Genomic DNA, 19,406 nt, shown 5'->3' with positions numbered 1-19,406 from the left:
TCGGCATCGCACATTATCGCTTAAGTCAGGGCATTGGCTCGACGCTTTGGCCGAAACCTGCGAGCTCGTGAAAAATATCGTCCAGGTAGACGATGATCTCGTCCGCTTCCAGCGTCGAGGGAATAACGATCTCCTCCATCCTGGCGCGTTTTCCAGGCTCAAGGCGATAGACTTCCCAGGCGTCGTTCTCCCGTCGCACGTCAACTTGAAACCGGCCGTAGATATCGAATTTCATGGTTCCATTGTAGCTGATTTGATAATCATGGTTTACTATACAGCGCGGCAGCCTTGGAGCTGCTTCACCTGACATGGGACCATCTTAATGACTAAAGCTGTCTATGGTTTTGCAGTGCTGGCGCTGGCCGCCGGTGTGATTCCGTCCGCGTTTGCGGCAGCGTCGGCGCAGCCGGATGCGGGGAGTGCGTTCGCGGTGCCGCATCAACTGGTCGATATCGGCGGCGGCCGCAAGATGAACATCTATTGCAGCGGCAAGGGTGCGACCACCGTGGTGTTCGACTCGTCGTCCGGCGATGCGGGTTGGGGATGGTTCCGCGTGCAGCCGGAAGTAGCCAAGCACACCCGCGCCTGCGTGTATGACCGCGCGGGCCTCGGCTTCAGTGATCCGGCCAAGCGGCCCAACACGTCCGAGAATGTGGTCGAGGATTTGCACAAGCTGCTGGCTGCGGCGGGCGAGACGGCGCCGTATATCCTGGTTGGCAATTCGCTCGGCGGCGCCAACGTGCAGGTCTACACCTACCGCTACCCGAAGGAGGTCAAAGGCCTGGTGCTGGTCGAAGCGCAGCATGAGGACGAGACCAGCCGTTTGAATAAAATCACCAAGGGAAAAATCAAGGAGGTCTACGCCATGGTCTCAGGGCAGAATAGATATTGCCTGGCGGCCGCCGAAAAGGGCTTTAAAGCCGGCAGCGAGGAGCAGACCAATTGCGTCGATAACGAGGCGGAGATAGCGAAAGTGTTCGGACCTCAGCTGGCATCCGTGATATCGGCATCCTCAGCGAAACCAAGCTTCTGGCGCGCCAACGTCGCGGAGTACGACAGCATCGGGGTCAGCGACGAGCAGTTGCGCAAGCTGCGCCGTCCGTTCGGCGACCTGCCGATCGTGGTGCTGACGCGCGGTGTTAGTCCGTATGCCGTGCCAGGCCAGCCGCAAAGCGCGATGAACAAGGCGACCGAGGACGAGAACTTCGCGGTGCAAAAGGAGTATCTCAAGCTGACCACGCGTGGCACGCAGCGCGTGGTGCCCGGCGCCGGCCACGTGATCCATGCCGAGAAACCGCAAGCCGTGGTCGACGCCGTGCTGGAAGTGCTGAAGCAGGTCAAGCCGTAACGCCCAGCTCCTGCAAAATCTGCTCCTTCATCTGCTGCAGCTCGGGACTGGAGAGCTTGCGCGGATGCGGGTGCGGTACGTCAAACGAGGCCTGGATGCGCGTCGGGCGCGGCGACAGCACCAGCACACGGTCCGCCATGAACAGCGCTTCCTCCACATCGTGCGTGATCAGCAGCACCGTGTGGCGTTCCTCGGACAGGATGCGCAGCAGTTCGGTGCGCATCTTCAGGTTCATCAGCGCGTCCAGCGCGGAGAAGGGCTCGTCCATGTACAGGATCTCGGGCTTGACCACGAAGGCCCGCGCCAGCTCCGCGCGCTTCAGCATGCCGCCCGACAGTTCATGCGGATAGCTGTTTTCAAAGCCCTTCAGTCCGACCATCTCCGCATAGTGATCGGCCAGCGCAAACTTGTCGCCGTGACCGTCGCCGGTCAGGCCGAACATCAGGTTCTGCTGCACCGTCAGCCACGGGAACACCGAGCCATGCTGCGAGATCACGATGCCCTTCGGGCTGGGGCCGTGCCGCACCACGCCGTCGATGCGGACATCGCCCTCGCTCGGCTCGTCGAAGCCGGCGATGATCTTCATCAGCGTCGACTTGCCGCAGCCGGAGGGGCCGACGATGGCGACGAATTCGCCGTCCTTGACCGACAGGCTGACGCCCCCGACGACCTGCAGATCCTTGAAATTCTTCTTGATGTTGTTGACGACGATCTTAGCGTCCATAGCGCCACCTTACCGATTTGAGTCCTTCGAGTTTGCGCATCACCAGGTCCAGTATCAGGCCGATGATGCCGATGATGATCATGCCGGCGATGACCAGGTCATAGCGGTTGCCGGCGTTGCGCGAGTCCATGATCAGGTAGCCCAGGCCCGAACGCAGCGCGATCATCTCGGCCGCGACCACCACCAGCCACGCCACGCCCAGCGCGATGCGCATGCCGACGATAATCTCCGGCAGCACGGCGGGGATGATCACCAGCCGGAACAGGGTGGCGCGCGAGACGCCGAAGTTGTCCGCCGCCCGCAGGTAGCGCTTCTCGATGGTGTGCACGCCGGAGGCGGTCTGCACGATCATCGGGAACACCGAGGCGATAAAGATCAGGAACACCGGCGACAGGTTGCCGACGCCGAACCACAGGATGGCCAGCGGTATCCAGGCGATCGGCGAGATCGGACGCAGGATCTGGAAGATGGGATTGAGCGTGATATAGGCGCCGTCCACCCGGCCCATCCACAGGCCTGTCGGAATGGCGACCAGCGCCGCCAGCCCGAAGCCGCAGCCCACGCGGAACAGCGACGCGCCGATGTGCTCCCACAGCGTGCCGTCTTCGGCCAGCTCCAGGGTGCCGGTGACCACTTGCAGCGGCGTCGGGAAGATCACGCTTTCGGTCTGCACCACGACGATCCACCACAGGGCGATCAGCGCGGCCAGCACCGCCAGCGGCGGCAGGATTTTCTTGAGTTTTTCCATAGTTACCCAGTTACGTTGACAGCAATCGGTGTGCCTTGCTCCATGCGCGGGCGGCGCGCCACTTCAGGCGCGGCCAGCCTGCCGATGGCATGGCGTTGACCACCACCCGCATTTGTCCGCTGGCGTGGGCGGTGCAGGCGAAGTCGTTGACGGAGACGGTTTCAAACGGCAGGCGGAAGCTCTGGCCCGGCATGATCAGCACCGGGCCGAAGATCTGCGGCACGCGGTCCAGGTTGCGCAGCAGGAGCACGTCGTTGAGGCCCTGCGTCAGGTGGATCTCGGACGGCAGGATCTCGACCTTGTCGCCGGCCATGCGGCGCCCCCAGGTGCCGTTGGGGATTTCAAACAGCTCGTCGCGCGAGGGCAGGGCGAGCGGCGCCAGCGCGGCCCATGCGAGGCCGACGGCGCACAGCGCGCCTGCGGCCAGCAGCAAGCGGGAACGCAGCGTCTTCAATTCTTCAACAGTAGTCTGGCGTCGTGCACCACGTCCTCCGCAGTGCGGCCGAACGGCAGCAACGCGCGCAGGCTACCCTTGCGATCGACGAAGTACAAGTAGGAGGAATGGCCGACGATGTAATCCTTGCTGCCTTCGATCTGCTTTTTGGTCGCCGTGATGCCGTAGTCCTGACGCACGCGCGCCATCTGCTGTGGCGTGCCGGTGGCGCCGAGGAAGGTCGGGTCGAACGCCTTCAAGTAGTTGCGCATGCGTTCCTCGGTGTCGCGTTCGGGATCGACGGTGACGTAGATCACCTGCATCTGGTCGGCCTGCGCGCCGAGCTGCTTGCGCGCCTGCGCCAGCATCGCCAGCGAGACCGGGCAGACATCGACGCAGGACGTATAGCCGAATTCCAGCAGCACCAGCTTGCCGCGGAACTGGCTCAATTTCAGCTCCTTGCCGTTGGAGCCGCGCACCGTGAAGTCGGGCGCCATGCGCGGTGGATCGAAGGTGCCGGCTTTCAGGCCGAGCGGTTCGGCGGCGCCGGCTCCCGCGGATAGCGCCAGCAGCAGTATGGCGAAAAATCGGTTCAAGGTCTTCACAGGGAGATGGTCACGGGTTTGATCGCCTTGACGAAGCTGTCGTCGACGTAGGATTCATAGGCCACAGGGCGCTTGATGGTGCCGGCTTCGATCGACAGCTGCATCAACTCGTCGAACTCGGCGCGTATCATGCGTAGGTCGCCGTAGGTCACGCGGTCGGCCGGGTTCTGCATGACGAAGCGCAGCACGTTCGGATCCTGGTTGAAGTACTTGCGGCCGGAGGCGATGGTGATGGCTTTTTCCCTGCTGGCCGGCCCTGCGTCGAGCCAGCTGCCGGCGGCCTGTACGAAGTTGACCAACTCCTGCACCAGCGGGCGGTTTTCCTTGATTAGTTCCTCGCGCACGGTCAGCACGCAGCAGATGTAGTTGCGCCATTCGTCGCGCGTCATCGCCAGCGGACGCGCATAGCCGGCCCGCTGCGCGGCCGCGCCGAACGGCTCGCCGGTGCAGTAGCCATCGACCGCCTTGGCGTACAGCGCGGCCGGCATGTCCGGCGGCGCCATCTCGATGATCTCGATATCCTTGGGCGTCATTTTTTCGCGCGCCAGCATCTTACGCAGGAACAGGAAGTCCACCGCGAAGCGGCTGGGGATGGCGATGCGCTTGCCGCGCAGGTCGGAGAACTTCTTGTAGGTGGAGTCGGTGCGTACCATGATGACGGCGCCAGAACGGTGGCCGAGCGAGACGATCTTGACCGGGATGCGCTTGTCGGCCAGATCCATCACCAGCGGCGCCAGCATGTAGGCGGCCTGGATGCGGCCCGTCATCAGCGATTCCTTGACCTCGGGCCAGCCGTTGTATTTGCTGTATTCGAAGCCGCGCGGCAGTACGCCGGGTTTGCCGGCGGCGGCGGCTTTCGCCATGCAGGCGACCGGCAAGGTGAGGTTGCAGGTGACGGGCAGGCCGCCAACCTGGATAGGTGCGTCGGCGGCGCTGGCGCTGGACGGCAATAGCAGCGCCGGCGCGGCGGTGCTGAGCAATCCTCCCAGCAGCTTGCGCCGCAGGGGGGAATCCGGAGTGGTATTGTCGTCTCTGTGCATGGCTTCTTAGTCCATAACGTAATGCTGTAATTGTACTACAGTCCTTTTCTGACCAAGACGGCATCGGCCCGATACAACTCCGGCGAAATGCGCTTGAGGTTAGCCACTTTTGGCAGGTCGTTGTAGGCGATATACGGATCGTTAGGGTGCAGCGTCAGGTAATTCTGGTGATAAGCCTCGGCCGGATAGAATTTTTTATCCGCTTCGATTTTTGTCGCCAGTGGTTTTTTGAACACACGCGATGCGTCCAGCTGCGCGATGTACTTTTCCGCCACGCTGCGTTGTACCGGCGATTGCGGGAAGATCGCCGAACGGTATTGCGTGCCGCTGTCGGGCCCCTGGCGATTCAGCTCGGTCGGGTTGTGGGCCACCGAGAAGAAGATCTGCAGCAGCTTGCCGTAGCTGACCTGCGTCGGGTCGTAGGTGATCTTCACCGATTCCGCATGGCCGGTGTCGCCGTAGCTGACCGTATCGTAGGATGCGGTGCGCGCGTCGCCGCCGGCGTAGCCGGAAACGGCGTTGCTGACGCCTTTGACGTGCTGGAATACGCCTTGCACGCCCCAGAAGCAGCCGCCGGCAAAGATGGCGGTGGCCGTGTGTTCCGTGCCGGCCGGTTCATCGACCGCGGGCGGCGCGATGACGACGGCGACTTCCGCCGATTCCGCGGGCTGCTGCAGCAGGATCACGCCGAAGATGCCGGCCCCCAGCAGGGTGGCCGGAGCGGCCCAGTTTTTCAAGATGCTTTTCATGTGTACTCTCCTGTTCAACCAAAGGTGAAGGCGTAGGCTTGTACGCCGGGATCGAGGAATTCAATGCTGAAGGTGCGGTCGCCGACGTTGCCGGACTGGCGCACCAGCTGGTACAGGCGCTGGCCGTTGATCACGCCGCTGCCATCGGCGGCGACGTCGGTGCCGTGGTCCTTGCCTGGCGCGGCGCCGTCGATGGTCACGCGGAAGCGCACCGGTTTGCCGTCCTTGCCCGGGCCGAGCACCAGGTGCAGGTCACGCGCATGGAAGCGGTAGACGATGCCGCCACGGCCCTGGTTCAGCGTGATCTGGTCCGGCTGCGACAGCCAGTTGCCCGTCAGTCCCCACTGATTCAGTGCGGGCTTGGCGGGCGCTGTGTAGGCGCGGGCCTGGTTCGCCGCCTGCTTTTCCGGCGAGGCGAAATTCTCGGCGCGCTCGTAGCCCAGATAGGTTTCTGGCGACGCCACCTGGCTCATGTCGGCGGCTTGCTGCACGCCTTGCGCATCTTCCGCGCTGACGACGGTGTTGGTGACGTCCTTGCGCCCTGCTTCCTCCAGCAACTGCTGGATCACTTGCTCGGACTGGGCATAGTCGCCTTCGCCGAAATGGTGGTGGCGGATCTGGCCCTTGGCGTCGATGAAGTAGTGCGCAGGCCAGTACTGGTTGCCGAAGGCGCGCCAGATGGCGTAGTTGTTATCCACCGCGACCGGGAAGTTGATGCCCAGGTCCTTGGTTGCCTTGCGGACGTTGCCGATGTCGCGCTCGAAGGCGAATTCGGGAGCGTGCACGCCGATCACCACCAGGCCCTGGTCGCGGTACTTCTCGGCCCAGGCCTTGGTGTAGGGCAGGCTGCGCAGGCAGTTGATGCAGGAGTAGGTCCAGAAGTCGACCAGCACGACCTTGCCCTTCAGCTGCTGCGCGGTCAGCGGGGCGGAGTTCAGCCATTCGACGGCGCCGTCCAGCGGCGGCAGTACGCCTTCCACCTTGAGCACGTCGGCTGCCGGCGCCATCGCACGGCGCGCCATCATGGCCGGACCAGCGCCGCCGGACATCGCGGTGCGCGACATCATCGCGCCGGAGGCTGGAACATCCTCGGCGGCCGCCGCATCCGTCCTGCGCATCATGGCGCCGCTTTCCGGGCCGTGAGGGGCCAGGGTGTCGATCAGTTTCTGCTCGATGCCGGCCGTCGCCACCGACGATACCTTGGTCAGCAAGCCCGTATCCAGGCCGGTCGCGATGGCGGCCACGCCGCCCAACATCGCCACGCCCAAGCCACGGCGCACCCATTCGCCGGCGCCCAGCGAGCGCTTCATCGCGCCGAAGACCTTGCCGCCGACCAGCAGCGCCAACGCCAGCGAAGTCGCGGCGCCGGCCGCATAGGCCAACAGCAGCAGCGTGGTGCCGACGCTGGCGCCGTTGAGCGCCGCACCGGTCAGCACCAGGCCCAGTACCGGACCGGCGCAAGGCGCCCACAGCAAGCCGGTCGCAACGCCCAGCAGGAAAGACGAACGGGCGCCGGAGCCAGTGCCGTCACCCGACTGCGCCTTGTTGGACAGCTTGTCGCCCAGCGCCACCAGCGGCTTGGTCAGGCGGTCAGCCAGGTGCGGCAGCATCAGCGTCACGCCGAAGAAAGCCATCAACGCCAGCGCCAGCCAACGGCCGTACTGGTTGGCCTGCACCACCCAGCCGCCGCCGACGGCGGCCAGCGTGGCCACCAGCGCGAAGGTCAGGGCCATGCCGGCCAGCAGCGGCAGGCCGCTGCGCACGAAGGGTTGCCCGGTGCGGGCAAAGACGAACGGCAGCACCGGCAGGATGCAGGGGCTCAGGATCGTCAGGGCGCCACCCAGATAGGAGAGAAGTATCAGTAACATGGCGTGCGCTCCTGTCAGGCTTCGCCGGGCGTGAAGGTCAACGCCAGGCCATCGATGCAATACCGCAGTCCGGTCGGTTCAGGGCCATCGTCGAACACGTCGCCGAGATGGCTGCCGCAGCGGCGGCATTTCACTTCCGCGCCCATCATGCCGAGCGAGGTGGTGCGGCTGGTGTAGACGCCGCGATCCAGTGGTTTCCAGAAGCTGGGCCAGCCGGTGCCGCTATCGAACTTGGTCTTGGACGAGAACAAAGGGTTCTGGCAGCCGGCGCAGAAGAACTTGCCCGCGCGGTGCTCCTTGTACAGCGGGCTGGAAAACGGCCGCTCGGTGCCGCCTTTGCGCAGGATATCGTACTGTGCAGGGCTCAGCAGCGCGCGCCATTCGGCATCGGTGCGGGTCACTTCCCAGGCTGGGGTAGGGGCGGCTTCGACGGCACGCCAGTTTAAAGCCGCGGCGCCGGCGATCAGGGCCGCGCCGCCGGTCAGGATGAAACTACGTCGGGATGTCATATATCCTCCAAGGGTGGAATAACCATGGAGCCATTCTGCTCCCTGGGCGCTGACGAAATCCTCACGTAAACTTAAACTAAATGTGATACTTTCCGAGGCAGGAATCCCGCACAATGACGGCTTTCCGACTTTTCCAGCCCCGAGCGACTATGGAATTACCAAAACGCGTACTGATCGTAGAAGATGATATGCCGATCGCCGACCTGCTGCGCATGCATTTGCAGGACGAGGGTTATCAGGTCACGCACTGCGCCGACGGCAATACGGGCCTGGCTCAACTGCGCACCGGCGGCTGGGATGCGCTGATCCTCGACCTGATGCTGCCCGGTGTGGATGGGCTGGAGATCTGTCGCCAGGCGCGGGCGATGGCGACCTACACGCCGATCATCATCACCAGCGCCCGTTCCAGCGAGGTGCACCGCATCCTCGGACTGGAGCTGGGCGCCGACGATTACCTGGTCAAGCCGTTCTCGGTGCTGGAGCTGGTGGCGCGCGTGAAAGCGCTGCTGCGCCGCGCCGACGCCATGAGCCGCAACCAGCGCAACGAGGCCGGCGCGCTGGAGCTGAACGGTGTGCGCCTCGATCCGCTGACCCGCCAGGCGTATGTCGAAGGCGGTGCGCTGGACCTGACGCCGCGCGAATTCGACCTGCTGTATTTCTTCGTCAAGCACCCGGAAAAAGTCTTCTCAAGACTGGATCTGCTGAACCAGGTATGGGGCTACCAGCACGACGGCTATGAGCACACGGTCAACACGCACATCAACCGGCTGCGCGCCAAGATCGAAGCCGATCCCGCCGAGCCGACCCGTATCCTGACGGTATGGGGCAAGGGCTATCGCTTCGCCAGCGGTGCCGCATGAGTGTGAACCTGAGCCTGTCGCAGCGACTGTCGCTGGTATTTGCTATCCTGCTGCTGGCCTGCTGCGGCGCATCCGCCTGGCTGCAAATCCGCGCCAACATCATGCACGAGATGGAAGTGGTGCAGGGTTTGTCGCGCGGTCTGGCGCGCAGCATCGCGCTCGATGCGCAGCTGGCGCATGCCGATGCGGAGAGCGGCGCGGCACCGGCCAGCGAGGGCCTGGGCCCGGAAGCCGTGCGCCGCCTGTTCAGCAAGCTGATGGTGGTCAATCCCAGCGTCGAGGTGTACTTGCTCGACATGGAAGGCCGCGTCGTCGGCCACGCCGCGCCGGCCGGAAGCCTGAAGCGCGACCATGTGAATCTCGACCCGATCCGCCGCCTGCTGGACAACCAGCCCTTGCCGATACAGGGCGACGATCCGCGCAGCATCAACGGCCGCAAGGTTTTCAGCGCGTCCGTGCTACGCATGGGCGAACAAAAGGTCGGCTACATCTATGTGATCCTGCAGAGCATGGAGCATGACCGCCTGTATGCGCGCGCGACCGCCAGTTCGGTGCTGCGCACCACCTTGTGGTCGATGGCGGTGGTGGCGCTGCTGGGCCTGATCGCCGGCCTGATCGCCTTCCGCCTGATCACGCGCCCATTGCACCGCCTGACCGCCAACATGCGGCAGGTCGACACCAAGGCCGACCAGCTGGTGCTGCCGGCGCCGGTGGCCGGCGGCTCGCGCGACGAGATCGCGACCCTGGAGCGGGCCTTCAGCGATATGGCTGCCCGCATCAACGAGCAATGGCAGACCATGCGCCAGCTGGACCAGGACCGGCGCGAGGTGGTGGCGAATATCTCGCACGACCTGCGCACGCCGCTGGGCTCCCTGCACGGCTACCTGGAGACGCTGTCGCTCAAGGATGCCACGCTGGATGCGGCGGACCGCCAGCGTTACCTCGGCATTGCGCTGGCGCAGAGCCGCAAGGTGGGCGGACTGGCGCAGGCCCTGTTCGAGCTGGCGCGGCTGGAGCACGGCTCGGTGGAGCCGGAACTGGAGGCCTTCTCCATTAGCGATTTGATACAGGACGTGTTCCAGAAATTCGAGCTGAAGGCGCAGGAGCGCAATGTGCGGTTGATGGCGACCTTGCCGCACCCGGCGCCGATGGTGCGCGCGGACCTGGGCATGATCGAGCGTGTGCTCACCAATCTGTTCGACAATGCGATCCGCCATACGCCGGCAGGCGGCGAAGTCGAGATCACCGTGGCGCCGGCCGCGGACGGCAAGGTGCGGGTCACCGTCGCCGATACCGGGCCCGGCATCCCGGCGGCGATGCGGGACGTGCTGTTCCGGCGTCCGTTCGCGCTGCGCGGCGAGCGCAGGGAAGGCGGCCTGGGTCTGCTGATCGTCAACCGCATCATGCAGCTGCACGGCGGCGGCATCGAATTGGCGGAGACGGCGGCCGACCTGCAGCGGCAAGGGGCGGTGTTCCGCTTTGCGCTGGCGGCGGCATAGCGCTACGCAGGCTGCAAGGGCGCGCGCCACTCCGTCAGGTAGTGCTGCGGCGTCTTGCCGAGGATGCGGCGGAACATGGCGCTGAACGCGCTCGGGCTGGCATAGCCCAGCGCCGCCGCGATCTCTCCCACACCCTGCCCCTGCGCGAGGCGGCCGAACGCTTCCGCCAGATGCACCTGCTGCACCCACTGGCGGTAATGCAGGCCGGTCTCCTTGGGGAACAGTCGTATCAGCGTACGCGCGCTGGCGCCGGCTTCGTCGGCCCACTGTTCGATATTCCGCGTGCTGCCCGGATCGGCCATGATGGCCGAGCACACGGCCAGCAGGCGCCGGTCGCGTGGCCATGGGATCGCGATCGGCACCGTCTCCGCCGCCGCCAGTTCGGACAGGATCAGCATCGCCAGATGCTCGCCTCGGCCGGGCAGCGGATATTCGATTGGCTCGTTCAGCAGCGCCAGTATCAGCTCGCGCAATAGCGGACTGACTTCGATCACCCGGCAGCTGTCGCCGAAGGCCGCCGCCGTGTGCGCCTCGATGTAAAGGGTCCGTATGGTCACCTTGCTCAACGCGGTCCAGTGATGCACCACGCCCGGCGGGATCAGCAGGGCGCGGCGCGGCGGCAGTATCCAGACGCCGAAATCGGTTTGCACCCGCTGCAGCCCCTCGGTGGCATACACCAACTGGGCGCGTTCGTGGCTGTGCGGAGCGGCTGACTCGCCATGCTGCGCATCGCGCGCCATCGCCGTGATGACGCGGGGCACGCGCTGGTAGTCGCGGTGATCGCTGCTACGGGCCAGGGGTGAAGTAGAGGGCATTTGTCACTTATTCGACGAAAGTTGGAATATCAAGCTTTGCCGACCATATTACACTCTACGATCCCTGAATCAAGAGTCGACCATGAATTCCACCGTCACCGCTGCGGCGCAGACCGCGCCCATACCCGCACCAGCCAGCCGTCCCCACGGCGACACCGTCATGCAGATCCTCGGCGCCGTCGCGCTGGTGCACCTGCTGAACGACCTGATACAAGCCATGCTGCCGTCGATCTACCCGATGCTGAAGGCGCAGTTTGGCCTGAGCTTCACGCAGGTCGGTCTGATCACGCTGACCTTCCAGTGCACCGCGTCGCTGCTGCAGCCGTGGATCGGCCTGTACACCGACCGCCGCCCGATGCCTTTCCTTCTGCCGCTGGGGATGGTCTCCACGCTGATCGGCGTGTTGATGATGGCGGTCGCCGGCAGCTTCCACGCGCTGCTGATATCGGCCGCGCTGATCGGCGTCGGCTCGTCGACCTTCCATCCCGAGGCATCGCGCGTGGCGCGCATCGCCTCCGGCGGCCGCTTCGGTTTTGCGCAATCGTTGTTCCAGGTGGGCGGCAATATCGGTTCGGCGCTGGGGCCTTTGCTGGCGGCCGGCATCATCATCGGTCGTGGCCAGGGCAATATCGCCTGGTTCGCGCTGCTGGCGGCGGTGGCGATCTCGGTACTGGTCTATGTCAGCCGCTGGCATAGCAGCCATCTGGCGGGCCTGCCGCGCAAAGCGTCCGCGCAAGCCGTATCGCCTTTGTCCAAAGGCCGCGTCTACGGCGCGCTGGCGGTGCTGGCGCTGCTGGTCTTCTCCAAGTACATCTACATGGCGAGCCTGAGCAGCTACTACACCTTCTACCTGATCGATAAATTCAATGTTTCGGTGGCGTCGGCGCAGATGTACCTGTTCCTGTTCCTCGCGGCGGTGGCTGCGGGCACCTTCATGGGCGGTCCGATCGGCGATCGTATCGGCCGCAAGCGGGTGATCTGGGTGTCGATCCTCGGCGCCGCGCCGTTCACATTGATGCTGCCTTACGTGGACCTGTTCTGGACCGCCGTGCTGACGGTGGTGATCGGCTTCGTTATCTCGTCGGCGTTCTCCGCCATCGTGGTGTTTGCGCAGGAGCTCATGCCGGGCAAGGTCGGCATGATCGCGGGGATCTTCTTCGGCTTGATGTTCGGCGTCAGCGGCATCGGCGCAGCAGCGATGGGGCATATCGCCGACATGTCGGGCATCGCCCATGTCTACAAGCTGTGCTCCTACCTGCCGCTGCTGGGCATCCTGACGGTGCTGCTGCCGCACATCGAGCAGCCCCGCCGTTGACGCTTACACTTCGATGAAGCGCATCTTGAAGTTGCGGCCCTTGATGGCGCCGAAGTCGCCGCCGAGCGGGTTGTTCTTGCTCAGGCGGTCGAAGGCTTCGTAGGCGACGCGGCGGTCGATCGCCACATAGGTCTGGAACTCGAACACGTTGATCTTGCCGACTTGTTCCTTGCTCAGCCCAGCGTCGCCGGTCAGTGCGCCCAGCAGGTCGCCCGGACGCAGCTTGTCCTTTTTACCGCCGGAGATCACCAGCGTCATCATCGGCGCCGGATCGACGCCGTAATCGCCGTCGTCCAGGCTGTCCAGGTCGAACCACTGGACCGCGGAGCCCTGGTATTCCTCGATCAGCTTGACCCACTTCTTCTCGTTCGGCGCGCACAGCGACAGCGCCAGGCCCTGTTCCGTGCCGCGGCCGGTACGGCCCACGCGGTGGATGTGGACTTCGGTATCCTTGGAGACGTCGACGTTGATCACCGCTTCCAGGTTGTGGATGTCCAGGCCGCGCGCGGCGACGTCGGTGGCCACCAGTACGGAGCAGCTACGGTTGGCAAACAGTACCAGTATCTCGTCGCGCTCACGCTGTTCCAGCTCACCATACAGCGCCAGTGCGGAGAAGCCCTTGGCGCGCAGGTCGTCGACCAGTTCGCGGCACTGCACCTTGGTGTTGCAGAAGGCGATCGCCGATACCGGCTTGTAGTGGCCCAGCAGGCGCGCCACGGCTTCCGTGCGCTGGTCGAAGCCGATCTCGAAGAACAGCTGCTCGATCTGGCTGTTGTCGTGCTGCGCCTCGACCGTCACTTCGACCGGATCGGCCAGGAAGGAGTCGGTGGCGCGGCGGATATCGTCCGGGTAGGTGGCCGAGAACAGCAAGGTCTGGCGGCGTTTCGGGCAGGCGCTGACGATGCCGGCGATCTCGTCGTAGAAGCCCATGTCGGTCATGCGGTCCGCCTCGTCCAGCACCAGCGTCTCGACCTTGGTCAGGTCCAGCGTATTGCGGCCCAGGTGGTCGCGCACGCGGCCCGGGGTGCCGACCACGATGTGGGCGCCGTGTTCCAGCGAAGCGATCTGCGGGCGCATCGGCGAGCCGCCGGTCAGCACCAGCACCTTGACGTTGCCGGTGGCGCGCGCCAGGCGGCGCAGCTCGTTGGCCACCTGGTCGGCCAGTTCGCGGGTCGGGCACAGCACCAGCGCCTGCACGGCGAACCAGGCCGGATTCAGCTTGGCCAGGATGCCGATGCCGAAGGCGGCGGTCTTGCCGCTGCCGGTCTTGGCCTGGGCGATCAGGTCGCGGCCTTCCAGCACCGACGGCAGGCTTTGCGCCTGGATCGTCGTCATCTCCTTGTAGCCGAGCGAATCGAGGTTGTCCAGGAAGGCGGTAGTCAGCGGCAGGCTGGCGAATGCGGTGGATGCGGCGGTGGATGTCATGGTGGCGGACCTGTTCAAAAAGTACGTGGGCACAGTCTAACAGGGGCGGGCCCGGCGCTGTGCGTTGTGGGTGTGATGTGTGTTGCTACAGTGTTGCTGCTGTGCCGTATCAGTTCGGCGCCCATACCGGCAAACCGGTCAGGTCGAGATTCTCGTCGCGTACCCATACCGGCAGGCCGGTGGTGTCGGTCGGCTCCAGCAGTTCCAGCTGCTCCTGCTTGAGCGCAGAGCGCTTGGTGCGTGGCGGTGGTGGACGCTTTGCTTCGGGTTCGAGCGGTGCGGCTGGGCCGAAACCGGGCAGGTCGAACGTCGCGTTATCTTTTTTATCTCTCATCTGAAAAAAACAAAAGCCCGGCTGCAGCAGTCGGGCTCAGTAAGCTAATGCGCGAAGTGTAACACAAAGCACAAACTCAACGGAAGCTCAGGGCTCCCGTCAGGTCGCCCGGCGGCAGCGCGTGGCGGGCCGCGAAAGCGTCGTTGCGCAGCTTCAGGCCTTCCAGCAGCGGCAGGTCGTGCAGGCGGGTGATGAAGCGCATGATCGACGTCGTGTCATAGAAAGTGTGGTCGACCTGGCCTTTTTTCGCGTATGGCGAGATGACGATGGCCGGAATGCGCGAGCCCGGACCCCAGCGGTCGCCTTTCGGCGGCGCCACGTGATCCCACCAGCCGCCGTTTTCGTCGAAGGTGATCACGACGACCATGTCCTTCCACTGCGGGGACTTCTTCAGGTGCTCGACGATGTTGGCGATGTGGGCGTCGCCGGACTCGATGTCCGAATAGCCGGCATGCAGGTTCAGGTTGCCCTGCGGCTTGTAGAAGGATAAGGCAGGCAGTTTGCCGGCCACCGCGTCGGCGATGAACTTGTTCGAGATCGGGCTGTCGCCCAGGCCACCGTCGCGCAGGTGCTCGGCGCGGGCAGTGGTGCCCGGCGCGAACTGCTTGAAGTAGTTGAACGGCTGGTGGTGATACTGGAAGTTGGGCTTTTCGCCGCCGCCGCGCGCATCCAGCGCCGCCTGCCAGGCGCCGCCATACCACGCCCAGCTCACCTTCTTGGCCGACAGCAGGTCGCCTATGGTGTCGTAGGTTTGAGGCGGCAGCGTGCCGGCATCGTTCGGATCGGCCATCAGCGGGTCGCCGTCGAAGGCGGGGCGGATGTAGCTCGGCTGATAGGGCGGGGCCATGGTGTTGACCGCGTAGCCGTCCGGCGAGATCGCGCCGTTGTTGACGAAGTGCGGATGGCCGTCCATCGCGGAGGCCGGGCTGTCCTTGGCCACGGACAGGCGGAAGCCGGTCGGGCCGTCGTCCAGCACCGCGATCTTCTTCTTGGCGGCGGTGTCCTTGGCGTTGAAGTATTCCGGCGTGCGGCCGGAGATCAGGAACTGGTGGTTCAGGTAGGAGCCGCCGAAGGCCGCCATGAAGAAGTTATCGCACAGGGTGTATTGTTCGGCGATCTTCCACAGGCCGAGGTTCTTGCTGGTCTCGCCGTAGTAGCCCATGACCATGCCGCCGGTGTTGCCCCAGGCCGCGAAGCCGTCGTTCTTGCCGCCGTTGATCTGCATCTGGTTGTGATAGAACAGGTGCCACAGGTCGCGCGTGATCACCGCTTCCGGCAACGGCTTGCCCTCGGTGTCGACCAGCTTGAACGGGCCGTTCGGCAGGCCTTTGACGTCGTCTTCCTTGAGCGCGTATTTTTTACCGCCGATGTCCTGGGTGTTCGGCACCATGCCGCCCCAGACCTTCGGCAGCGACGGCAGCGCGGAACCGTCGCGGTCGCGCTGCAGGCAGGCGGCGGCCGGCGCCGCGGATAGCGGCGAGGCGGTGCCGGGGAAGTTGGCGAACAGGTTATTGAAGCTGCGGTTTTCCAGGTAGATCACCACCACGTTCTTGACGCTGGCCTTGAGCTTGGCGTCGAGCGAGCCTTTGACCGGCTTGCTGGAAGCCGCCTCGCCGATCGCTGGCAGGGTAGCGGTGATGCCGGTGGCGGCAGCCGCCTGGAAAATGCGGCGGCGTGAAGGATTGGCCGGACCGTCTTGCTCTTGTGGATTTGCTACCTGCGGTTGATCCTTCACACCTGCCTCCTTGAGAAACCGAAAGGAACAATTGTGACAGTTTTGCGACGGCTTGTGTATGGGCCGAAAAGGAAAAAGCCGTTGATCTTTTGCAAGAATCAACGGCTTTTTGAATCTGGTTGCGGGGACAGGATTTGAACCTGTGACCTTCGGGTTATGAGCCCGACGAGCTGCCAGACTGCTCCACCCCGCGTCTGAGGCCCGAATTATACATAGCCTTGTTGCGTTGCGCAAGGGTCAAAATAAGAGCCACTTATATTTCGTTGATTTTTTTAAGTGGCGCTTATGTTTATCGCATCATTTTACGCGGCAGCCAGGCGCCACAGCGAGGTGACTTCGGCGGCTCGGGCGGCGTGCAGGGGATCGGCGGCGTCGGCGGCGCGCGGGTGGGTCGGGCGGACGTCGTGGCGGTCGATGACTTTCAGGCCGGCGGCGGCGATCCATGCCATCAGCTCTTCGCGCGGACGCAGGCCCAGGTGCTCGGCCAGGTCGGACAGGATCAGCCAGCCCTCGCCGCCCGGCGTCAGGTGGCCGGACAGGCCGGCCAGAAAGCCGCGCAGCATGCGGCTGTCCGGATCGTAGACCGCGTATTCGATCGGCGAACTCGGACGCGCAGGCACCCACGGCGGATTACACACCACCAGCGGCGCGCGGCCTTCGGGGAACAGGTCCGCCTCCAGCAGCTCGACCTTGTCGTCGAGGTCCAGGCGCGCCAGGTTCTCGCGGGCGCAGCTCAGCGCGCGCTGATCCTGGTCGGTGGCGACCACGCGGGCCACGCCGCGCTTGGCCAGCACCGCTGACAGCACGCCGGTACCGGCGCCGATATCGAAGGCCAGCTTGGCGCCGGCCGGCAGCGGCGTATCCGCCACCAGTTGCACGTATTCGCCGCGCACAGGGGAGAACACGCCGTAGTGCGGATGAATGCGCGCGTCCAGCGCCGGAATCTCGACGCCGGTGCGGCGCCATTCGTGCGCGCCGATCAGGCCAAGCAGCTCGCGCAGCGAGGCGATGAACGGTTCTTCGAAGCGGCCGTAAGCCTCGTTGCACGCCAACTGCACGTCCGGCGCGCGGCGCAGCGGAATGGTGTAGCCGTCGTCGAAAGGAATCAGCAGCATGGCCAGGGTGCGGGCGCGCTGCGATTGGGCCTGGCGATGCAGGTGGAACGCTTCGGTCGGCGTGGCGGGGGCTTTGGCGGGCTTGGCCTTCTTGGCTGGCTTGCTTTTGTGGTCCGCGCGGCGCGCCAGCGCTTGCAGCAACTGGCGGGCGTTCTGGAAGTCGCCGCGCCACAGCAGCGCCGTGCCTTCGCAGGCGAGGCGGTAGGCGACATCGGCGTTGGTACGGTCGTCGGCGATCACGACGCGCTTCGGCGGCGGCATGCCGGCTTCGGAGCGCCAGCGCGCGGAACATGCCACACCGTTTTCCTCCCAGTGGATCTGCTGCGGAATCGGGGCGGAGGAGGTTTGTACAGGCATGTTGGATCAATCGACGGAAAATAGTGACGCGCTGACGCGTGGCCGCGTAGCGGAGAGTGTCGCTATTATACCGGTCGCCGGCTGGGCGGCCGGCTTGTCGTCAGGCCGAGGGCTTTTCCGGCTGGACGGTGTCGTCGATGACCGGGGCGGGATCGACCGCAGGCGCGGCGGCCTTCGCAGGCGCGGGCGCAGGCTCCGGCAACTTGGCGTCGATCGCGGCTTGCGCATCGGTAGCCGATTTGGCTTTGTCCGCGCTGGCCAGGTCGGCGTAGGTGTTGGTGTCCTTGCTGTCGACCAGGTTGAGCAGGCGTAGCGACAGGTTGCGCAGCGCGTTGCGGTCGATGCCGTTGCTGGTCTGGCTGTCGTCGCCGTCGCTGCTGGCCAGCGCGCTTTGCAGATCGACGCCGATCAGTTTGAACAGGTCCGCCAGCGTGCCGGGGAAGTCGATATTCGGCAGCTGCACGGTTGGCAGGTCCTTGAGATTGCTGGCCTTCGGCTTGCCGTCTTTCTGATCCGGCGCAGGCAGGCTGCTGGTGTCGGTGGTCTGGCTGGCCGCCGCATTCAGCTCGTAGTTGTACTGGACTTCGACTTCAAAATCGAACTTGCGGCCGTCGGCGGTGGTGATCGTGCCTTTGCCGATGAAGTGCGAGCTGTCGGTCAGGCGGAAGGCGGCGGCGTCGGTGGTGCCGTTGGCGCCTTCGCTGTGCAGCGCGCCCAGCGCGTAGCTGGACGAGGTTTCCAGACTGGCCGAGTCGAAGTCGATCACCGCGCCCTTGGCGGCGTCGCCGAACAGCGCCTGCGTGAAGCCGCTGACGAAATCCTGGGCGAAATCGACCGTCGCATTGCCGACCGAGGCCACGCGCTTTTGCAGATCCAGCCCGTCGCCCGACAGCGAGACAGGCGTGGAGTCTATGCCTTTCGCCTTTTGCACGGCGGTCGCATTGTCGGTTTTTCCGTCATTGCGTTGATTGGCTGCGTATAGGGACGCCGGCAGGGAGCGGGCGCCGAGGGCGGGGATGTTAGGCATGGCGGATTCCGTTTTGATAGTACTTCTACAACTCTATAACGGTATCGTAGCGGATTACTTGAGCCCCCGGCGCGAATTAGTGGTGATGGGTCCAGCCTTCCGGCGCGGCCAGGTAGGATTCGACCGCGTCTTTCTGGCCGATGGCGTGGTGTTTCACTTCGCCGCACGCGCAAACGCCGAAGTAAGGCTGGATGTGCGAGCAGGCCGAGACCTTTTGCAGGCGGACTTGTACGGCTTTGGCGCACTTGGCGCATTTGAAGGTGAGGGTGCGTGGTGCTTTTAACATGGTTTCGAGTGAGGCAAGCGGCAAAGGCGGGATTCTATCACTCAGGCGTAGATATCCAGCTTGGGCGGCTCCTGCGGCGCCGCGCCGTAGGTTCGTTGGACACGGCCGGTCGCATCCTGCGTTTGCTGCTGCGCCAGTTCGGCGCGCGCCTGGGCTTCCATCTGCTGCGCCTGGGCGGCGACGGAACGGTCGGCGCCCGACGGTTCGGCAGGCGCCAGCGCCGCCGCCTGGATGGTGCGCGCGCGCTGGATGGTTTCCTCGGGCGTGCCGCCGGGCGAGGTGTCGATATTGACCTCGCCGCCGATCGCATAACTGACGCCGTTCGGCCCACGCTGATAGGTGTACGACGCGCCGGAGACGGCCAGTCCGCCCGCCGTCGCCAGGTGGGCCTGCTCGTGCTGGCGTACTTCGGTGTCGCGGGCCTTGAGCTGGTCGATCAGGGCCAGCGCTTCGGGCGTGAGGTTGGTGGTGCTGGAGGTCGCCGCCGCTTGTGGGGATGCAGACGCCTGAACCGGCGGCGCTGCGCGCGGCGCTGGCTGAATGGCGGAACTCGGTGATATGGCGCCGATGCTCATCTGTGTGTCTCGTAAGTGCCTAAATCATAGCAAATTTGT

Annotated in this window: 21 protein-coding genes and 1 tRNA gene; 4 read left to right on the top strand and 18 right to left on the bottom strand. The window is 64.7% G+C overall.

The genetic code is table 11. The features are described from left to right. Positions 1–25 precede the first annotated feature (25 nt). On the bottom strand, positions 26–235 hold the full coding sequence (locus ACEN9F_RS07685; protein WP_413419443.1) for a hypothetical protein: 210 nt from the start codon (positions 233–235) through the stop codon (positions 26–28). 87 nt (positions 236–322) lie between these two features. On the opposite strand from ACEN9F_RS07685, the gene ACEN9F_RS07680 reads away from it, so the two are divergent. Further along, the gene (locus ACEN9F_RS07680) at positions 323–1,348 is read left to right on the top strand and encodes an alpha/beta fold hydrolase (RefSeq protein WP_413419441.1); all 1,026 of its coding nucleotides are present in this window, start codon (positions 323–325) and stop codon (positions 1,346–1,348) included. On the opposite strand, the gene ACEN9F_RS07675 is transcribed toward ACEN9F_RS07680, so the two are convergent. Genes ACEN9F_RS07675 through msrB form a run of 8 tightly spaced genes read right to left on the bottom strand, consistent with a single transcriptional unit; the run spans position 1,338 to position 8,024 of the window. Next, the gene (locus tag ACEN9F_RS07675) at positions 1,338–2,072 is read right to left on the bottom strand and encodes an ABC transporter ATP-binding protein (RefSeq protein ID WP_413419439.1); all 735 of its coding nucleotides are present in this window, start codon (positions 2,070–2,072) and stop codon (positions 1,338–1,340) included. The two genes, ACEN9F_RS07680 and ACEN9F_RS07675, sit on opposite strands and share 11 nt — an antisense overlap. After that, positions 2,062–2,820 (bottom strand): ABC transporter permease, encoded by a 759-nt coding sequence (locus ACEN9F_RS07670; RefSeq protein ID WP_413419437.1) that lies wholly within the window; start codon positions 2,818–2,820, stop codon positions 2,062–2,064. The genes ACEN9F_RS07675 and ACEN9F_RS07670 overlap by 11 nt, the downstream gene beginning before the upstream one ends. A gap of 10 nt (positions 2,821–2,830) precedes the next feature. Then, positions 2,831–3,274, bottom strand: coding sequence for a hypothetical protein (locus tag ACEN9F_RS07665; RefSeq protein ID WP_413419435.1), 444 nt, complete (start codon positions 3,272–3,274; stop codon positions 2,831–2,833). Next, positions 3,271–3,858 carry an SCO family protein gene (locus tag ACEN9F_RS07660; protein ID WP_413419433.1) on the bottom strand — a complete coding sequence of 196 codons (588 nt, stop codon included), beginning with the start codon at positions 3,856–3,858 and terminating at the stop codon, positions 3,271–3,273. Before ACEN9F_RS07660 ends, ACEN9F_RS07665 begins: the two co-directional genes overlap by 4 nt. Then, a complete protein-coding gene (locus ACEN9F_RS07655; protein ID WP_413419431.1) occupies positions 3,855–4,898 on the bottom strand; it encodes an ABC transporter substrate-binding protein in 1,044 nt (347 codons plus the stop codon). The genes ACEN9F_RS07660 and ACEN9F_RS07655 overlap by 4 nt, the downstream gene beginning before the upstream one ends. Positions 4,899–4,933: 35 nt before the next feature. Continuing rightward, complete coding sequence (gene msrA, locus ACEN9F_RS07650) at positions 4,934–5,647, bottom strand: peptide-methionine (S)-S-oxide reductase MsrA (RefSeq protein ID WP_413419429.1); 714 nt, start codon at positions 5,645–5,647, stop codon at positions 4,934–4,936. 14 nt (positions 5,648–5,661) lie between these two features. Then, entirely contained in the window at positions 5,662–7,515 is a 1,854-nt protein-coding gene (locus ACEN9F_RS07645) for a cytochrome c biogenesis protein DipZ (RefSeq protein WP_413419427.1), read from the bottom strand. A gap of 14 nt (positions 7,516–7,529) precedes the next feature. Beyond that, the gene (gene msrB / locus ACEN9F_RS07640; protein ID WP_413419425.1) at positions 7,530–8,024 is read right to left on the bottom strand and encodes a peptide-methionine (R)-S-oxide reductase MsrB; all 495 of its coding nucleotides are present in this window, start codon (positions 8,022–8,024) and stop codon (positions 7,530–7,532) included. Between the two features lie 149 nt (positions 8,025–8,173). Between msrB and ACEN9F_RS07635 the strand changes: the two genes are divergently transcribed. Beyond that, the gene (locus tag ACEN9F_RS07635) at positions 8,174–8,884 is read left to right on the top strand and encodes a response regulator transcription factor (protein ID WP_413419423.1); all 711 of its coding nucleotides are present in this window, start codon (positions 8,174–8,176) and stop codon (positions 8,882–8,884) included. Continuing rightward, positions 8,881–10,383: an ATP-binding protein gene (locus tag ACEN9F_RS07630; RefSeq protein WP_413419421.1), complete on the top strand. Its 1,503-nt coding sequence runs from the start codon at positions 8,881–8,883 to the stop codon at positions 10,381–10,383. The genes ACEN9F_RS07635 and ACEN9F_RS07630 overlap by 4 nt, the downstream gene beginning before the upstream one ends. Before the next feature lie 2 nt (positions 10,384–10,385). Here ACEN9F_RS07630 and ACEN9F_RS07625 read toward each other — a convergent pair whose 3' ends face one another. Further along, on the bottom strand, positions 10,386–11,198 hold the full coding sequence (locus tag ACEN9F_RS07625) for an AraC family transcriptional regulator (RefSeq protein WP_413419419.1): 813 nt from the start codon (positions 11,196–11,198) through the stop codon (positions 10,386–10,388). An 82-nt stretch (positions 11,199–11,280) separates the two neighbouring features. Here ACEN9F_RS07625 and ACEN9F_RS07620 point away from each other — a divergent pair, with 82 nt between their 5' ends. Beyond that, a complete protein-coding gene (locus tag ACEN9F_RS07620) occupies positions 11,281–12,513 on the top strand; it encodes an MFS transporter (protein WP_413419417.1) in 1,233 nt (410 codons plus the stop codon). A 3-nt stretch (positions 12,514–12,516) separates the two neighbouring features. On the opposite strand, the gene dbpA is transcribed toward ACEN9F_RS07620, so the two are convergent. From dbpA to ACEN9F_RS07580, 8 genes are all read right to left on the bottom strand, one after another. Continuing rightward, on the bottom strand, positions 12,517–13,938 hold the full coding sequence (gene dbpA, locus ACEN9F_RS07615; RefSeq protein WP_413419415.1) for an ATP-dependent RNA helicase DbpA: 1,422 nt from the start codon (positions 13,936–13,938) through the stop codon (positions 12,517–12,519). A 109-nt stretch (positions 13,939–14,047) separates the two neighbouring features. Next, entirely contained in the window at positions 14,048–14,272 is a 225-nt protein-coding gene (locus ACEN9F_RS07610; protein WP_413419413.1) for a hypothetical protein, read from the bottom strand. A gap of 76 nt (positions 14,273–14,348) precedes the next feature. Further along, positions 14,349–16,007, bottom strand: a complete 1,659-nt coding sequence (locus tag ACEN9F_RS07605) for an acid phosphatase (protein ID WP_413419411.1) — start codon at positions 16,005–16,007, stop codon at positions 14,349–14,351. A gap of 116 nt (positions 16,008–16,123) precedes the next feature. Beyond that, a tRNA-Met gene (locus ACEN9F_RS07600) sits at positions 16,124–16,200 on the bottom strand. Positions 16,201–16,309: 109 nt separating this feature from the next. Beyond that, positions 16,310–17,479 carry a methyltransferase gene (locus ACEN9F_RS07595; protein ID WP_413419408.1) on the bottom strand — a complete coding sequence of 390 codons (1,170 nt, stop codon included), beginning with the start codon at positions 17,477–17,479 and terminating at the stop codon, positions 16,310–16,312. Positions 17,480–17,579: 100 nt separating this feature from the next. Beyond that, positions 17,580–18,506 (bottom strand): hypothetical protein, encoded by a 927-nt coding sequence (locus ACEN9F_RS07590; protein ID WP_413419406.1) that lies wholly within the window; start codon positions 18,504–18,506, stop codon positions 17,580–17,582. A gap of 76 nt (positions 18,507–18,582) precedes the next feature. After that, on the bottom strand, positions 18,583–18,792 hold the full coding sequence (locus tag ACEN9F_RS07585) for a hypothetical protein (protein ID WP_413419404.1): 210 nt from the start codon (positions 18,790–18,792) through the stop codon (positions 18,583–18,585). Between the two features lie 41 nt (positions 18,793–18,833). Next, positions 18,834–19,367 (bottom strand): putative metalloprotease CJM1_0395 family protein, encoded by a 534-nt coding sequence (locus ACEN9F_RS07580; protein ID WP_413419402.1) that lies wholly within the window; start codon positions 19,365–19,367, stop codon positions 18,834–18,836. Positions 19,368–19,406 lie beyond the last annotated feature (39 nt).

The sequence above is a fragment of the Duganella sp. CT11-25 genome, from assembly GCF_047302815.1.
Classification (GTDB): domain Bacteria; phylum Pseudomonadota; class Gammaproteobacteria; order Burkholderiales; family Burkholderiaceae_D; genus Rugamonas.
Note: the sequence above shows the minus strand (reverse complement) of the source record. Positions and strands in the feature narration are given on the sequence as shown.

Coding starts and splice junctions, on each gene's coding strand:
- ACEN9F_RS07580 (WP_413419402.1), bottom strand. CDS start 19,367: ATGAGCATCGGCGCCATATCACCGAGTTCCGCCATTCAGCCAGCGCCG.
- ACEN9F_RS07680 (WP_413419441.1), top strand. CDS start 323: ATGACTAAAGCTGTCTATGGTTTTGCAGTGCTGGCGCTGGCCGCCGGT.
- ACEN9F_RS07675 (WP_413419439.1), bottom strand. CDS start 2,072: ATGGACGCTAAGATCGTCGTCAACAACATCAAGAAGAATTTCAAGGAT.
- ACEN9F_RS07655 (WP_413419431.1), bottom strand. CDS start 4,898: ATGCACAGAGACGACAATACCACTCCGGATTCCCCCCTGCGGCGCAAG.
- ACEN9F_RS07625 (WP_413419419.1), bottom strand. CDS start 11,198: ATGCCCTCTACTTCACCCCTGGCCCGTAGCAGCGATCACCGCGACTAC.
- ACEN9F_RS07645 (WP_413419427.1), bottom strand. CDS start 7,515: ATGTTACTGATACTTCTCTCCTATCTGGGTGGCGCCCTGACGATCCTG.
- ACEN9F_RS07670 (WP_413419437.1), bottom strand. CDS start 2,820: ATGGAAAAACTCAAGAAAATCCTGCCGCCGCTGGCGGTGCTGGCCGCG.
- ACEN9F_RS07595 (WP_413419408.1), bottom strand. CDS start 17,479: ATGCCTGTACAAACCTCCTCCGCCCCGATTCCGCAGCAGATCCACTGG.
- dbpA (WP_413419415.1), bottom strand. CDS start 13,938: ATGACATCCACCGCCGCATCCACCGCATTCGCCAGCCTGCCGCTGACT.
- msrA (WP_413419429.1), bottom strand. CDS start 5,647: ATGAAAAGCATCTTGAAAAACTGGGCCGCTCCGGCCACCCTGCTGGGG.
- ACEN9F_RS07635 (WP_413419423.1), top strand. CDS start 8,174: ATGGAATTACCAAAACGCGTACTGATCGTAGAAGATGATATGCCGATC.
- ACEN9F_RS07590 (WP_413419406.1), bottom strand. CDS start 18,506: ATGCCTAACATCCCCGCCCTCGGCGCCCGCTCCCTGCCGGCGTCCCTA.
- ACEN9F_RS07620 (WP_413419417.1), top strand. CDS start 11,281: ATGAATTCCACCGTCACCGCTGCGGCGCAGACCGCGCCCATACCCGCA.
- ACEN9F_RS07585 (WP_413419404.1), bottom strand. CDS start 18,792: ATGTTAAAAGCACCACGCACCCTCACCTTCAAATGCGCCAAGTGCGCC.
- msrB (WP_413419425.1), bottom strand. CDS start 8,024: ATGACATCCCGACGTAGTTTCATCCTGACCGGCGGCGCGGCCCTGATC.
- ACEN9F_RS07630 (WP_413419421.1), top strand. CDS start 8,881: ATGAGTGTGAACCTGAGCCTGTCGCAGCGACTGTCGCTGGTATTTGCT.
- ACEN9F_RS07610 (WP_413419413.1), bottom strand. CDS start 14,272: ATGAGAGATAAAAAAGATAACGCGACGTTCGACCTGCCCGGTTTCGGC.
- ACEN9F_RS07685 (WP_413419443.1), bottom strand. CDS start 235: ATGAAATTCGATATCTACGGCCGGTTTCAAGTTGACGTGCGACGGGAG.